The sequence below is a fragment of the Streptomyces sp. NPDC089424 genome, assembly GCF_044749345.1.
Classification (GTDB): domain Bacteria; phylum Actinomycetota; class Actinomycetes; order Streptomycetales; family Streptomycetaceae; genus Streptomyces.
Genome location: NZ_JBIVHU010000007.1, coordinates 434,418 through 447,213, shown reverse-complemented (window position 1 = coordinate 447,213; position 12,796 = coordinate 434,418). Strand labels below are relative to the sequence as shown.

Here is a 12,796-nt window from a genome sequence, read left to right as displayed (position 1 = left end):
AGTCAGTACGACTATTAAGGGGGGTGGTGCTGTATGCCGGTCTACGACAAGTACGCGTACGAACCGTTCGCGGTCACCGTCGACCTGGCCGTCCTCACCATCCGCACCGGCGCGCTGCACGTGCTGCTCGTCGAGCGCGGACAGGAGCCGTACGCCGGCCGCTGGGCCCTGCCCGGCGGCTTCGTGCTGCCGCACGAGTCCGCCGAGACCGCCGCCCGGCGTGAACTCGCCGAGGAGACCGGCCTGTCCGACGTCTCCGGCCTGCGTCTGGAGCAGCTGCGGACCTACAGCGAGCCGGACCGCGACCCCCGCATGCGGGTCGTGTCCGTCGCCTTCACGGCGCTGCTGCCCGACCTGCCCGAGCCGCTCGGCGGCGGCGACGCGGCACAGGCCCGCTGGATGCCGTACGACGCGGCCCGGCCGCTGGCCTTCGACCACGACCGGATCCTGGCCGACGCGCACGAGCGGGTCGGCGCCCGGTTCGAGTACACCGGCCTCGCCACCGCCTTCTGCCCGCCCGAGTTCACCCTCGGCGAGCTCCAGCAGGTCTACGAGGCGGTGTGGGGCACCCCGCTCGACCGGCCCAACTTCCGGCGCAAGGTGCTCGCCACCCCCGGATTCGTCGAACCGGTGCCCGGCGCCGCGCGCCTGACCGGGGGCCGCGGCAAACCCGCCGCCCTCTACCGCGCGGGCGGCGCCGCCGCCCTGCACCCGCCCCTCCTCCGCCCGTCCAGGGAAGGACGCCCCGCATGACCTCCACCACCGTCCGCAAGCGCGCCGCCACCGGTTCCCTGCTCGGCCTCGCCCTCGGGGACGCGCTCGGCTTCCCGACCGAGTTCAACGACGTGCCGTCGATCCTCGCCAAGTTCGGTCCCTGGCAGCGGATGGAACTGCCCACGCCCGCCCTCGTCACCGACGACACCCAGATGACGCTGGCGCTGGCGCGCGGGCTGCGCACGGCGACGGACCGCGGAGTGCTCGGGCCCGCCGAACTGGCCGGGCCCGTGCGGCAGGAGTTCATCGCCTGGAACCGCTCGCCGGAGAACAACCGGGCCCCCGGCAACACCTGCCTCCGGGCCTGTGACCTGCTGGAGCAGCCGGACCGTGCCTGGCAGGACGCCAGCCAGATCCACTCCAAGGGCTGCGGCGCCAACATGCGCGTCGCGCCGATCGGCCTGATCCCGCAGCTGAGCGACGAACAGCGCGCGGGCGCCGCCCAGTTGCAGGCCGCCCTCACCCACGGGCACCCGACGGCCCTGGCCGCCTCCGACCTCACCGCGCACGCCGTACGGCTGCTCGCGCAGGGCGCCGAGCCGACCGGACTGGTCGGGCTGCTGCGGTCGTACGCCTACGAGAACCGCGACCGGTACCACGAGCGGTGGCTGGGTGATCTGTGGACGCGGGCGCAGGACGCCTCGGCGGAGGAGTTCATCGCGCGTGGCTGGGACGAGTGCCTGGGCGTGCTCGACCGGCTGCGCGACGCCGTACGGTCGTTCTCCCGGGAGAACGACCCCTGCCTCGCCACGGGGCAGGGCTGGATCGCCGAGGAGGCGCTGGCCACCGGGCTGCTGTGCTTCCTGCAGTTCGTGGACGAGCCCCTGACCGCCCTGCGCCGGGCCGCGTGCACCTCCGGCGACTCCGACTCGATCGCGTGCCTCGCCGGGGCCTTCGCGGGAGCGCACCTCGGGGCCGAGGCCTGGCCGACGGAGTGGGCGGACCGGATCGAGTACCAGAGCGAGCTGGTCACGCTCGGCGCGCTCTGGGACCAGTGAGCCGCCGGTCCGCCCCCGCGCGCGCCGTCTCAGCGGGCGAGCGGCCCGCACCCGTCCGTGGCGGGCTGACTAGGCTTGACGGACAGGGAACCGATGACGCACACCAGCAAGGAGCAGCCGTGGCGGTACGAGCGGTCCGGGGCGCCGTCCAACTCGAGCGGGACGAAGCGGGTCACATGGACGAGCAGGTGGGCGCCCTGCTCACCGCGGTCCTGGAGCGGAACGGGCTGACGTCCGACGACCTGATCAGCATCTGGTTCACGGCCACGCCCGACCTGCACTGCGACTTCCCGGCCGCCGCGGCCCGCAAGCTCGGCATCCTGGACGTCCCGCTGATCTGCGCCCAGGAGCTGGACATCGAGGGCGCCATGCCCCGGGTGGTCCGGTTGCTGGCGCACATCGAGTCCGAGCGGTCGCGCGCCGACATCAACCACGTCTACCTCGGCGCCGCCGCCGCTCTGCGCAAGGACATCGCCCAGTGAGAACCGCACTCGTCATCGGCACCGGGCTGATCGGCACCTCCGCCGCCCTCGCCCTCGTGCAGCGCGGTGTCGTCGTCCACCTCGCCGACCACGACCCCGAGCAGGCCCGCACGGCCGCCGCGCTCGGCGCCGGCACCGAGGAGGCGCCCGAGGGGCCCGTCGACCTCGCGATCGTCGCCGCCCCGCCGGCGCACGTCGCCGCGGTGCTCGCCGACGCGATGCGGCGCGGCCTCGCCCACGGCTACGTCGACGTGGCGAGCATCAAGGGCGGCCCGCGCCGCGAGCTGGAGGCGCTGGGGCTGGACCTGACCCGGTACCTCGGCACGCACCCCATGTCCGGCCGGGAGAGGTCCGGCCCCCTGGCCGCCAGCGGCGACCTCTTCGAGGGCCGCCCCTGGGTGCTCACCCCCACGAGGGACACCGACACCGAGGTGCTGAACCTCGCCCTCGAACTGGTCTCGCACTGCCTTGCCGTGCCGGTCGTCATGGACGCCGACGCGCACGACCGCGCCGTCGCGCTGGTCTCGCACATGCCCCACCTGGTCTCCAGCATGGTCGCCGCCCGCCTGGAGAACGCCGAGGAGGCGGCCGTACGGCTGTGCGGGCAGGGCATCCGGGACGTGACCCGGATCGCCGCCTCCGACCCGCGGATGTGGATCGACATCCTCTCCGCCAACCCCGGCCCGGTCGCCGACCTGCTCGGCGACGTCGCCGCCGACCTCGACGAGACCGTGCAGGCGCTGCGCGCCCTGCAGTCCTCCGACGAGGCCAAGCGCCGTACGGGCACCGACGGCATCGAGGACGTGCTGCGGCGGGGCAACGCCGGGCAGGTCCGCGTCCCCGGCAAGCACGGCTCCGCGCCGCGCGCGTACGAGGTCGTCGCCGTCCTCATCGACGACCAGCCGGGCCAGCTGGCCCGCATCTTCGCCGACGCGGGGCAGGCCGGCGTCAACATCGAGGACGTCCGGATCGAGCACGCGACGGGGCAGCAGGCCGGTCTCGTGCAGCTCATGGTCGAGCCCAAGGCGGTGCCCGTCCTGACGGCGGCACTGCGGGAGCGGGGCTGGGGCATCCGGGGCTAGGAGGCCGGGCAGGTGGGCCGGACGAGTGACCCGCACCCAGTAACCTTGTGCGGGGCACCGTCTCGCCCCCCTCTCGCCACCCCGGCCCAGGAAGGTCCCCACAGTGGAAAGCGTCCCGGCAGTGATTGTCGCCATCGACGGCCCCTCCGGCACGGGCAAGTCCAGCACGTCGAAGGCGGTGGCCGCGCGGCTCGGCCTGAGCTACCTGGACACCGGCGCCCAGTACCGGGCGATCACCTGGTGGATGGTGACCAACGGCATCGACGTCGCCGACCCCTCGGAGATCGCCGCCGTGGCCGGCAAGCCGCACATCGTCTCCGGCACCGACCCGGCCGACCCGACGATCACGGTCGACGGCGTGGACGTCGCCGGTCCGATCCGCACCCAGGAGGTCACCGCCAAGGTCAGCGCGGTCAGCGCGGTGCCCGAGGTGCGTGCCCGGATCACCGAGCTGCAGCGCCTGATCGCCACCGACGCGGAGCAGGGCATCGTCGTCGAGGGCCGCGACATCGGTACGACCGTGCTGCCGGACGCCGACCTCAAGGTCTTCCTCACCGCCTCCCCGGAGGCCCGCGCCGCCCGGCGCAGCGGTGAGCTGAAGAACGCGGACGTGCACGCCACCCGCGAGGCCCTGGTCAAGCGGGACCAGGCCGACTCCAGCCGGAAGACCTCGCCGCTCGCGAAGGCGGGCGACGCGGTCGAGGTGGACACCACCGACCTCACGCTGCAGCAGGTCATCGAGCGCGTGGTCACCCTCGTCGAGGAGAAGCGGGCGGCGAAGTGACCGAGGCACCGTCCCTGCGGGGCGCGGAGGTCGGCAGAAGGATCGGCCTCCCGCTGATGCACGCGCTGTGGCGGCCCCGGGTGCTCGGTGCCTGGAAGGTGCCGGCGAGCGGTCCGGTCATCCTGGCCGTCAACCACTCCCACAACGTCGACGGCCCGATGGTGATGGGCGTCGCGCCCCGGCCGGTGCACTTCCTGATCAAGAAAGAGGCGTTCGTCGGCCCGCTCGACCCCTTCCTGACCCGGATCGGGCAGGTCAAGGTCGACCGGCAGAGCGCCGACCGCACGGCGATCACCCGGGCGCTGGACGTGCTGGCGGCCGGCGGGGTGCTGGGGATATTCCCCGAGGGCACCCGGGGCGAGGGCGACTTCGCCTCGCTGCGCGCCGGGCTCGCCTACTTCGCCGTGCGCAGCGGCGCTCCGGTCGTCCCGGTCGCCGTGCTGGGCAGCGCGGAGCGGCGGGGCCGGCTGGTCAAGGCGCTGCCGGCGCTGCGGCAGCGGATCGACGTCGTCTTCGGCGAACCCTTCGAGGCGGGCGACGGCAGCGGACGGCGGACGCGCACGGCGCTGGACGAGGCGACCGAGCGCATCCAGAAGCAGCTCACCGAGCACCTGGAGCTGGCCAGACGGCTCACCGGCCGGATGTCCGCCCCCGGGGGCCGGTCCTGAGGCCCGGAGCGGGCCGAAAACGTCAGGCGCCCGGCCGGGCGCTGGGCGACACTGAGTAGTGGATCACCCTGAACCGGGTGCTCCACCGATCACCACGATGAACGACGAGGTACGGACTTCATGAACGACCAGATCCAGCCCGACGGCTCGGACGCGTTCGAGCACGATCACGGGGCGCTCGGCGACGTCGAGTACGCGGAGTTCATGGAGCTCGCCGCCGAAGAGGGCTTCGACCTGGAGGAGGTCGAGGGCGCCCTCGAGGAGGCGGGGCACGGACCCCTGCCCGTCCTCGCCGTCGTGGGCCGTCCGAATGTCGGCAAGTCGACCCTGGTGAACCGCATCATCGGCCGCCGCGAGGCCGTCGTCGAGGACAAGCCGGGCGTCACCCGCGACCGCGTCACCTACGAGGCCGAGTGGGCCGGCCGCCGCTTCAAGGTCGTCGACACGGGCGGCTGGGAGCAGGACGTCTTCGGCATCGACGCCTCCGTGGCCGCACAGGCCGAGTTCGCCATCGAGGCGGCCGACGCCGTCGTCTTCGTGGTCGACGCCAAGGTGGGCGCCACCGACACCGACGAGGCGGTCGTGCGCCTGCTGCGCAAGGCCGGCAAGCCCGTCGTCCTGTGCGCCAACAAGGTGGACGGCCCGAGCGGCGAGGCCGACGCGTCCTACCTGTGGTCCCTCGGCCTCGGTGAGCCGCATCCCGTCTCGGCGCTGCACGGCCGCGGCACCGGCGACATGCTGGACGCGGTCCTGGAGGCGCTGCCGGAAGCCCCGCGCGCGAGCTTCGGCGGCGCGGGCGTCGGCGGCCCCCGCCGCGTCGCCCTGATCGGCCGCCCGAACGTCGGCAAGTCCTCGCTGCTGAACAAGGTCGCGGGCGAGGAGCGCGTCGTCGTCAACGAACTCGCCGGCACCACCCGCGACCCGGTCGACGAGCTGATCGAACTCGGCGGCAAGATCTGGAAGTTCGTCGACACGGCGGGCATCCGCAAGCGGGTCCACCTGCAGCAGGGCGCCGACTACTACGCCTCGCTGCGCACGGCCGCCGCCGTGGAGAAGGCCGAGGTGGCCGTCGTCCTCATCGACGGCGCCGACTCCATCTCCGTGCAGGACCAGCGGATCGTCACCATGGCCGTGGAGGCGGGGCGTGCGCTCGTCCTCGCCTACAACAAGTGGGACACCCTCGACGAGGAGCGCCGCTACTACCTGGAGCGGGAGATCGAGACCGAGATGGCGCAGGTCGCCTGGGCGCCGCGCGTCAATGTCTCGGCGCACACCGGCCGGCACATGGAGAAGCTGGTTCCGGCGATCGAGACGGCGCTCGCGGGCTGGGAGACCCGGGTCCCGACGGGACGGCTGAACGCCTTCCTGGGCGAGCTGGTCTCCGCCCATCCGCACCCGGTCCGGGGCGGCAAGCAGCCGCGCATCCTGTTCGGCACCCAGGCCGGCACGAAGCCCCCGCGGTTCGTGCTCTTCGCCTCCGGCTTCATCGAGGCGGGCTACCGGCGCTTCATCGAGCGCCGGCTGCGTGAGGAGTTCGGCTTCGAGGGGACGCCGATCCACATCTCGGTGCGGGTGCGCGAGAAGCGCGGCGCGAAGAAGAAGTAGCGACAGCGAGAGGGCGGCCCCCGACGGGGGCCGCCCTCTCAGATTCCCCGGCGGGGGCCGGGTGGCAGCGCGGGGATGTGATGCATCCCGGTGGAGTGCTGCTGCCCGAGCGTGCCGACCCGCTGCCAGGTCGGCTGCTGCCCGCTGGTGTGCCGGGTGGTCTGCGCGCCCGCGCTGTAGGCGCTGTAGGAGCCGCTGTGCGAGTCCGGGCCCTGCGGGAGGATCCCGAACGCGGTGAATCCCAGGTTCTCCTCGCCGCGCCGGTCGCCCGGCAGCGCCCGGAAGGACTTGACGTACTCGGCGTAGAGCGCGTCGTAGATCGGCGTGGCCGAGGACCCGCCGGTGGGATCCTGACCGGACCGAGCGGACGGAATCGGCTGCAAGGACTGGCGGCGGGAAACGTCGTATGCGTGCACGTATGTCCAAACGACCCCGAGCGGGAAGGGATGCGGTCGCGGCGGCGCCTCACGGTGCGCGGCGAACGGCCCGCCGGGCCCTGGACGACCCGCACGCGTCCGGGCCCCTCACCACCCGGACGCCGTGGGCCGTCAGGTCCCCGCGAGCGGCAGCACGCTGGCGACGAGCTTGCCGCCCGCCGCCGCCTTGTCCAGCGCGTCCCGCAGCAGGTCCTCCCGGGGCTGGCGTCCGATGGACCCGACCGGCGCGGCGAACATCAGCACCTGCTGGTGCTTGTTCGCGGCGGCCCGCCAGCCCTCGGTGACCTGCAGCGGCTGGTGCGCCTGCCACCACGCCACCGGCTGCCCGCCGTTCATCCCGGGCTGGAGCACCGCGTGCAGCTGGCCCATGGCGAGCAGCACGGACCAGCCGTGCAGCACCGGCGGCACGGAGTTCAGCTCGGTGACCGGCATGAAGCCCTGCTCGATCAGCAGCGGCAGGAAGTCGTCCCCGGCGGCGATGGAGCCGGGGCGCACGATGGGGCCGGTGGGCTCGACGACCAGCGCCGGGTGCAGCTCCCCGGCGATCAGGACGAGCCCGCTGGTCACGCCGAGCACGGCCTGCTCGGGCACGACCCTCGCGGGCTCCAGGTCGGTGGAGTTGCCGCTGATGGACCTCACGGCGCCCTGGAGCTGCTCCTCGGTGACCTGGACGACCTGCGAGGGCAGGCAGCCGGCGTGGGCGAACGCGAGCACGGCGGTCTCGTCGCCGATGAACAGGACGGTGCTGGTGCGCTCGTGCTCGGAGTCGCCCGGGGTGCGGCAGGACGTGCAGTCGTAACTGCCCGGGGCGTTGTCTCCGGCAAGCAGCCGGTCGGCTTCTTCGTCGCCGATCTCGGCGCGTACCTCGTCGCTGACGTCGAGCATGCGCGGCACGGGGGGCTCCCTCGGGATGCGGTGCGTGGCGAGGCCGGGTGGCTCCCGGCCTGTGGGCCGAGGCAGGTCCCCGGCTCATGAAGAAGACAACGGCCGAGCTGTGGCGGTAGTCACGCAGTAGGGCGAACGGAATCGAACCATCCACCGCACACGGTCACGACCGGCATGAAATCGAACACACTGCGTCAAGTGGTCGTCACCGTAAGGGACTTGGCTCGGTGAGGTGAGTCACAGAAATCGGAGGCCGCTGGTCGACAAATCCTGAAATCGGCGAATGAAGTGGGTGGCCGAAAATTTCCGCTACCCGGGGTAACCATGAACTGGCCTGGGGGGACGGGCAGTTGGTTGAACCCGGCTCGGCAAGCTCCGTACATTCCTGCGCCGTGTGCATCGAGCACCGCTCGGGTACGTCCACCGGCCCGGACCGGCCGCAGCAGGCCGGTCCACGCCACCACCGCCGGCGGACGGGGCCGGCGCGACGACCACGCCCTCGCGTGGGGAGCGCGCCCGGCCTGGGGGACCCCGGGTACGTGGAGAGGGAATTACATGTCCGATTGTGCCGACACCACCCGCGACACCGTGCGCAGGGCCCGTACGACGGCGGCTCTCGCCGGGGCGGCACTGCTGGCCCCGCTGGGGCTGCTGGCCGCGAGCGGCACCGCCACGGCGGCGGACGGCGGGGTGTGGGACCGCATCGCCCAGTGCGAGAGCGGCGGCAACTGGCACATCAACACCGGCAACGGCTACTACGGCGGACTTCAGTTCTCCGCCGACACCTGGCGCGCCTACGGCGGCACCGCCTACGCGCCCACCGCCGACCAGGCGTCCAGGGAACAGCAGATCGCCGTCGCCACCAAGGTCCAGAGCGCCCAGGGCTGGGGCGCCTGGCCGACCTGCTCGACACGCGCCGGGGCCTACGGCGGCGCGCCGGCCGCGCCCGAGGCGCCCGCCGGGAACACGGCCCCGACGCGGACCCAGCCGTCTCAGCCGTCCCCGTCGCAGTCGTCGCCCTCGTCGCAGGCGCCGGCGCGCGAGGCGGGGCACACCGGCCGGGACGCGTCCCGCGGTGACCACACCGTCCGCCAGGGCGACACGCTGAGTGCCATCGCGGCCCGCAACGGCACCACCTGGCAGCGGCTCTTCGCCGCCAACAAGGCGGTCATCGGCGGTGATCCCGACGTGATCGTGCCCGGGCAGCGTCTCGTCCTCTGAGCCGCGCGCCCTGCTGACGCAGCACGGCCCCGCCCGGTCCGCCGACCGGGTGGGGCCCGCACGCCTGCCGGGCGCGGCTCGGCCGGCCGGTGCGGCACCCTGCCTAGCGTGATCCGATGAACAGAAAATCACTCACGCTCGGCCTCACCGCGGCCCTCCTCACCGTCCTCGCCCCCGTCGTCGCCCAGGCGGCCGCCCCGGGAGAACCGGCGACCGCGCGGACCGCCCCGCGCACCGCCCTCGCGTGCGCCGACGACCAGTGGCCCTGGGGCTGCGTCGCCAAGTGCGAGAGCGGCGGGCGCTGGAAGCTCAACACCGGGAACGGCTACTACGGCGGCCTGCAGTTCTCGCAGCCCACCTGGAGGGCGTTCGGTGGCCTGAAGTACGCCCCGCGCGCGGACCTCGCCACGCGGGCGGAGCAGATCACCGTCGCACGGGAAGTGGTCGCCGAGCAGGGCTGGGGCGCCTGGCCGGTCTGTGCGAAGCGGTACGGCCTCCAGGGGCGCTGGTACACCGTCAAGCGCGGCGACACGCTGGCCTCGATCGCCCGCGAGTACCGGATCGGGGGCGGCTGGAAGGCCCTCTACGACGCCAACAGGGAGACCATCGGGCCGAGTCCCGGCCGCATCGAGGTCGGGCTCACCCTGATCATCCCGGGCAGCGCGGCCCGCACGCAGGATGCCCCCGCGGTGTTCGGCCCGCCGCTCCCCGTGCGATGACGTACGCCACTTCGAACCCCTTGTGCGCGGTGCGGCGAACGGCCGACGTGCCTCACCTGGACCGGAAGGCCTAAGGTGTCCCACGCCGTCGGTTTCGATTCAAACCCGGTTCACCTGCCCGTTGTGCTGATGTGACGGCAACGTCATCATTCGCGGACCCGGTCGAGGGTAAGTTCGATCGACCGGCTCCGGGGCGACAGCCAGCGCCGGCCGGGTGACGCCCCACGAGCAAGGAGATCCTCACGGTGCCCGTCCGCCGCCTCGCCGATCCCCCGCGGCCCAGTTCCGACGACGTCCCCTCCGTAGCGCGACCACGGGACGGTGCTCCCGGGGACCATGGCAAGCCGTCGGCTCCGGCGGCGGGTGGCGCGGGACTCAGACTCGACATCCAGGGCCTGCGCGCGGTGGCCGTGACCCTCGTGGTGCTCGGGCACTCAGGAGTGTCCTCGGTGGCCGGCGGGTTCGTCGGCGTCGACGTCTTCTTCGTGATATCCGGATTCCTGATCACCTCGCTGATGCTCCGCGAGTGGGGCCGCGACGGCCGGATATCGCTCGGCCGCTTCTACGCCCGCCGCGCGCTGCGCCTGCTGCCCGCCTCCACCCTGGTGGTGCTGGCGACGCTCGCCGGTTCCTGGCTCTTCCTCGGGCCGCTGCGCTTCGCGGACTACGCCAAGGACGCCATCGCCTCCGCCTGGTACGTGGTCAACTTCCGGCTCGCCGAGGTCGGCACGGACTACTTCAACACCGATGTGCCTCCCTCGCCGTTCCAGCACTTCTGGTCGCTGGCGGTGGAGGAGCAGTTCTATCTGATCTGGCCCATCGTCCTGATCGTCGGGCTCAAACTGTTCCGGCGCCGGGTGCTGCTCGCGATCCCGTTGCTCACCTTGGCCGCCGCCTCCTTCGCCCTGAGCCTCCACCTCACCGAAACCTCCCCGTCCTGGGCCTACTTCGGTTCGCAGACGCGGATCTGGGAACTCGCGGTGGGCGCCCTGCTGGCCCTCGCGGCACACCGCCTGGACGACATCCCGCGCCCCGTCGCGGCCGTCGTCAGCTGGGCCGGTCTGGCCGCCATCGCCTACGCGGCCGTCTCCTTCGACGAGAGCACGCCCTTCCCCGGCTACAACGCCGTGATCCCGGTCGCCGGTGCCGCCGCCGTCCTCGCCGGGGGCGCCGCGGCCGGCCGCTGGGGCGCCGGCGCGGTCCTCGCGCTGCGTCCGGCCGTCTGGATCGGCGGGATCTCCTACGCCTGGTACCTCTGGCACTGGCCGCTCATCATCATCGTCCCGGCCGCGCTCGGGTTCGGCGAGCACGAGGGGCCGCTGCGGCTGATCGCCGCGCTCGGCGGCATCGTCCTCGCCTGGGCCACCCTCCATTTGGTGGAGAACCCGATGCGCTTCCACCGCGCGTTCAAGGCCCGGGCCCGCCGGGGTCTGACGCTGGGCCTCGGCCTGTCGGCCGCGGCGGCCGCGGCGGCCGTGCTCGCCGTGCAGTTCCCGCCGACCCTGAGTGAAGGCGTGGCACGGCCGGACACCAAGGAGACCATCGCCACCGCGTCCGACCCGAGCGCCGCGCTGACCGAACTGCTGCGGCAGCCGGTGGAGAAGCTGCCGTCCAACCTCACCCCGAGCATGCGGGACACGGCCTACAAGCGGTCCGCGGTCTACACCGACGACTGCGCGCTGACCATGACCGGGACCGAGCAGACCCAGCCCTGCCTGTACGGCGACAAGGACGCCGAACGCACCGTGGTCCTCTTCGGCGACTCGCACGTCGCGCAGTGGTTCCCGGCGCTCGACGCGATCGCGCGCAAGCACCACTGGAAGCTGTACTCGCTCACCAAGAACGCGTGCAAGATCTCCCAGATCACCATCGAATGGAACGGCGGCCCGTACTCGACCTGTGACGACTGGCGGGCCGTCACCATCGAGAAGATCCGCGAGATGAAGCCAGAGCTCGTCATCACGTCGAGCTCCAACTCGGCGAAGCTGTACGGCGAGGGCGACATGGCCGAGGTCTGGGGCAAGGGCCAGGCCGAGACGTACCGGATGCTCAAGGAGGGCGGCACGCGGGTGCTCACCGTGCTGGACACCCCGTGGCCGAAGAACAACGCGGTGGACTGCGCGGTGGCGCACCCGGACAGCCTCAGCGACTGCGCCCGGCACCGCTCGCAGGCCGACCGCAAGCCCGCAGTCACCCAGGCCATCCGCGAGGCGGCCGCCGCCGAGGACGTGACCGTCCTCGACCCCTACGACTGGATCTGCGCCCCGTCCGGCACCTGCCCGACCGTGGTCGGCAACACCATGGTCTACCGCGACTTCGGACACCTGGCGGACGGTTACGTCGAGGCGCTCACCCCGGTCGTGGAGGACTACCTGCTGGGGCTGTACGGAGAGGATCTGAGCCGGCGCCCGGGCGCGTGATACCCGCGCCTGGACCGTGGTGGTGATCCACGTGATGCTGATGCCAGGCAGCGCCGTGTCGTGGCGGGTGTACGGGGATTCTGTGGGGAATGCGTGTGTTTCCCGTGTCGTCCCGGCGTCTCGCGGACCGGGTCCGTATCGGAAAGGAATGGCGGTCGCCGGACCGTCCAGGAGCGGTCATCCGCGCGCTTTCCGCCGACAATTCGGAGTGCCGTGCCGGCTCTCGGGAATTGCGTTCGAATACGTGCGCAAGGCATACGGAACCGCCCGTCCGCGGGAAGAAGGGGCACCGAAACGCGTGTCGTGATCCTGTGACAGAAGCGTGACCGGAGGGGGATCAGTGACGGACGGTGCACGGCTCGGACTTCCCCGCCCGTCCCGCAGGCCCTAGCGTGGCGGCATGGCACCGTTCTCGACATCCGAACCCGATGACGATCCCGAGACCTACGTCGGCCTCGCCCAGGCCGACGCCGAGGAACGCGCGCGTGGGCACGGCTGGACGACGGTGCGCTCGCTGCCGCCGGGGGCGATCATCACCATGGAGTACCGGGTGGGCCGGCTGAACTTCGAGGTGAGGGACGGCACCGTGGCCCGGTCCTGGAAGGGCTGAGCGGCGTCGATCCCGGCGCGGGCCCCGGGCGGGGGGGGGGCCCCCGCCCCCCCCCGGGGGCCCGGGGGGGGGGGCCCCCCCGGGGGGGCCCCGGGCCGGGCGCCCCCCCCG

General features: G+C 72.7%; 13 protein-coding genes. 11 read left to right on the top strand and 2 right to left on the bottom strand.

Going from position 1 to position 12,796, the window contains the following annotated elements; translation table 11 throughout:
- The first annotated feature begins 33 nt into the window (after window positions 1-33).
- From ACIP2X_RS29060 to der, 7 genes are all read left to right on the top strand, one after another.
- The gene (locus ACIP2X_RS29060) at window positions 34-753 is read left to right on the top strand and encodes an NUDIX hydrolase (protein ID WP_401678224.1); all 720 of its coding nucleotides are present in this window, start codon (window positions 34-36) and stop codon (window positions 751-753) included.
- Window positions 750-1,772 carry an ADP-ribosylglycohydrolase family protein gene (locus ACIP2X_RS29055; RefSeq protein ID WP_401678221.1) on the top strand — a complete coding sequence of 341 codons (1,023 nt, stop codon included), beginning with the start codon at window positions 750-752 and terminating at the stop codon, window positions 1,770-1,772. The genes ACIP2X_RS29060 and ACIP2X_RS29055 overlap by 4 nt, the downstream gene beginning before the upstream one ends.
- Window positions 1,773-1,891: 119 nt before the next feature.
- Window positions 1,892-2,254 carry a chorismate mutase gene (gene aroH, locus ACIP2X_RS29050; protein WP_401678218.1) on the top strand — a complete coding sequence of 121 codons (363 nt, stop codon included), beginning with the start codon at window positions 1,892-1,894 and terminating at the stop codon, window positions 2,252-2,254.
- Window positions 2,251-3,336, top strand: coding sequence for a prephenate dehydrogenase (locus tag ACIP2X_RS29045; RefSeq protein ID WP_401678215.1), 1,086 nt, complete (start codon window positions 2,251-2,253; stop codon window positions 3,334-3,336). Before aroH ends, ACIP2X_RS29045 begins: the two co-directional genes overlap by 4 nt.
- Window positions 3,337-3,439: 103 nt before the next feature.
- Window positions 3,440-4,120: a (d)CMP kinase gene (gene cmk / locus ACIP2X_RS29040; protein ID WP_401678213.1), complete on the top strand. Its 681-nt coding sequence runs from the start codon at window positions 3,440-3,442 to the stop codon at window positions 4,118-4,120.
- A gap of 56 nt (window positions 4,121-4,176) precedes the next feature.
- Complete coding sequence (locus ACIP2X_RS29035) at window positions 4,177-4,788, top strand: lysophospholipid acyltransferase family protein (protein WP_401678316.1); 612 nt, start codon at window positions 4,177-4,179, stop codon at window positions 4,786-4,788.
- 120 nt (window positions 4,789-4,908) lie between these two features.
- Complete coding sequence (gene der / locus ACIP2X_RS29030) at window positions 4,909-6,393, top strand: ribosome biogenesis GTPase Der (RefSeq protein ID WP_401678210.1); 1,485 nt, start codon at window positions 4,909-4,911, stop codon at window positions 6,391-6,393.
- A gap of 38 nt (window positions 6,394-6,431) precedes the next feature.
- Here der and ACIP2X_RS29025 read toward each other — a convergent pair whose 3' ends face one another.
- Window positions 6,432-6,809, bottom strand: coding sequence for a hypothetical protein (locus tag ACIP2X_RS29025; protein ID WP_401678207.1), 378 nt, complete (start codon window positions 6,807-6,809; stop codon window positions 6,432-6,434).
- A gap of 132 nt (window positions 6,810-6,941) precedes the next feature.
- Window positions 6,942-7,724, bottom strand: coding sequence for a hypothetical protein (locus ACIP2X_RS29020; RefSeq protein ID WP_401678205.1), 783 nt, complete (start codon window positions 7,722-7,724; stop codon window positions 6,942-6,944).
- A 546-nt stretch (window positions 7,725-8,270) separates the two neighbouring features.
- On the opposite strand from ACIP2X_RS29020, the gene ACIP2X_RS29015 reads away from it, so the two are divergent.
- The 4 genes from ACIP2X_RS29015 to ACIP2X_RS29000 all read left to right on the top strand — a co-directional run bounded on the left by ACIP2X_RS29015 (window position 8,271) and on the right by ACIP2X_RS29000 (window position 12,685).
- A complete protein-coding gene (locus tag ACIP2X_RS29015) occupies window positions 8,271-8,936 on the top strand; it encodes a transglycosylase family protein (RefSeq protein WP_401678202.1) in 666 nt (221 codons plus the stop codon).
- A gap of 116 nt (window positions 8,937-9,052) precedes the next feature.
- A complete protein-coding gene (locus ACIP2X_RS29010; protein ID WP_401678199.1) occupies window positions 9,053-9,655 on the top strand; it encodes a transglycosylase family protein in 603 nt (200 codons plus the stop codon).
- 245 nt (window positions 9,656-9,900) lie between these two features.
- A complete protein-coding gene (locus ACIP2X_RS29005) occupies window positions 9,901-12,075 on the top strand; it encodes an acyltransferase family protein (protein ID WP_401678196.1) in 2,175 nt (724 codons plus the stop codon).
- Window positions 12,076-12,475: 400 nt separating this feature from the next.
- Window positions 12,476-12,685, top strand: coding sequence for an I78 family peptidase inhibitor (locus tag ACIP2X_RS29000; protein WP_401678193.1), 210 nt, complete (start codon window positions 12,476-12,478; stop codon window positions 12,683-12,685).
- Window positions 12,686-12,796 lie beyond the last annotated feature (111 nt).

Excerpts from the sequence above, each read along its gene's own strand:
- ACIP2X_RS29060 (WP_401678224.1), top strand. The coding sequence starts at position 34 with ATGCCGGTCTACGACAAGTACGCGTACGAACCGTTCGCGGTCACCGTC.
- ACIP2X_RS29055 (WP_401678221.1), top strand. The coding sequence starts at position 750 with ATGACCTCCACCACCGTCCGCAAGCGCGCCGCCACCGGTTCCCTGCTC.
- ACIP2X_RS29035 (WP_401678316.1), top strand. The coding sequence starts at position 4,177 with ATGCACGCGCTGTGGCGGCCCCGGGTGCTCGGTGCCTGGAAGGTGCCG.
- der (WP_401678210.1), top strand. The coding sequence starts at position 4,909 with ATGAACGACCAGATCCAGCCCGACGGCTCGGACGCGTTCGAGCACGAT.
- ACIP2X_RS29015 (WP_401678202.1), top strand. The coding sequence starts at position 8,271 with ATGTCCGATTGTGCCGACACCACCCGCGACACCGTGCGCAGGGCCCGT.
- ACIP2X_RS29010 (WP_401678199.1), top strand. The coding sequence starts at position 9,053 with ATGAACAGAAAATCACTCACGCTCGGCCTCACCGCGGCCCTCCTCACC.
- ACIP2X_RS29000 (WP_401678193.1), top strand. The coding sequence starts at position 12,476 with ATGGCACCGTTCTCGACATCCGAACCCGATGACGATCCCGAGACCTAC.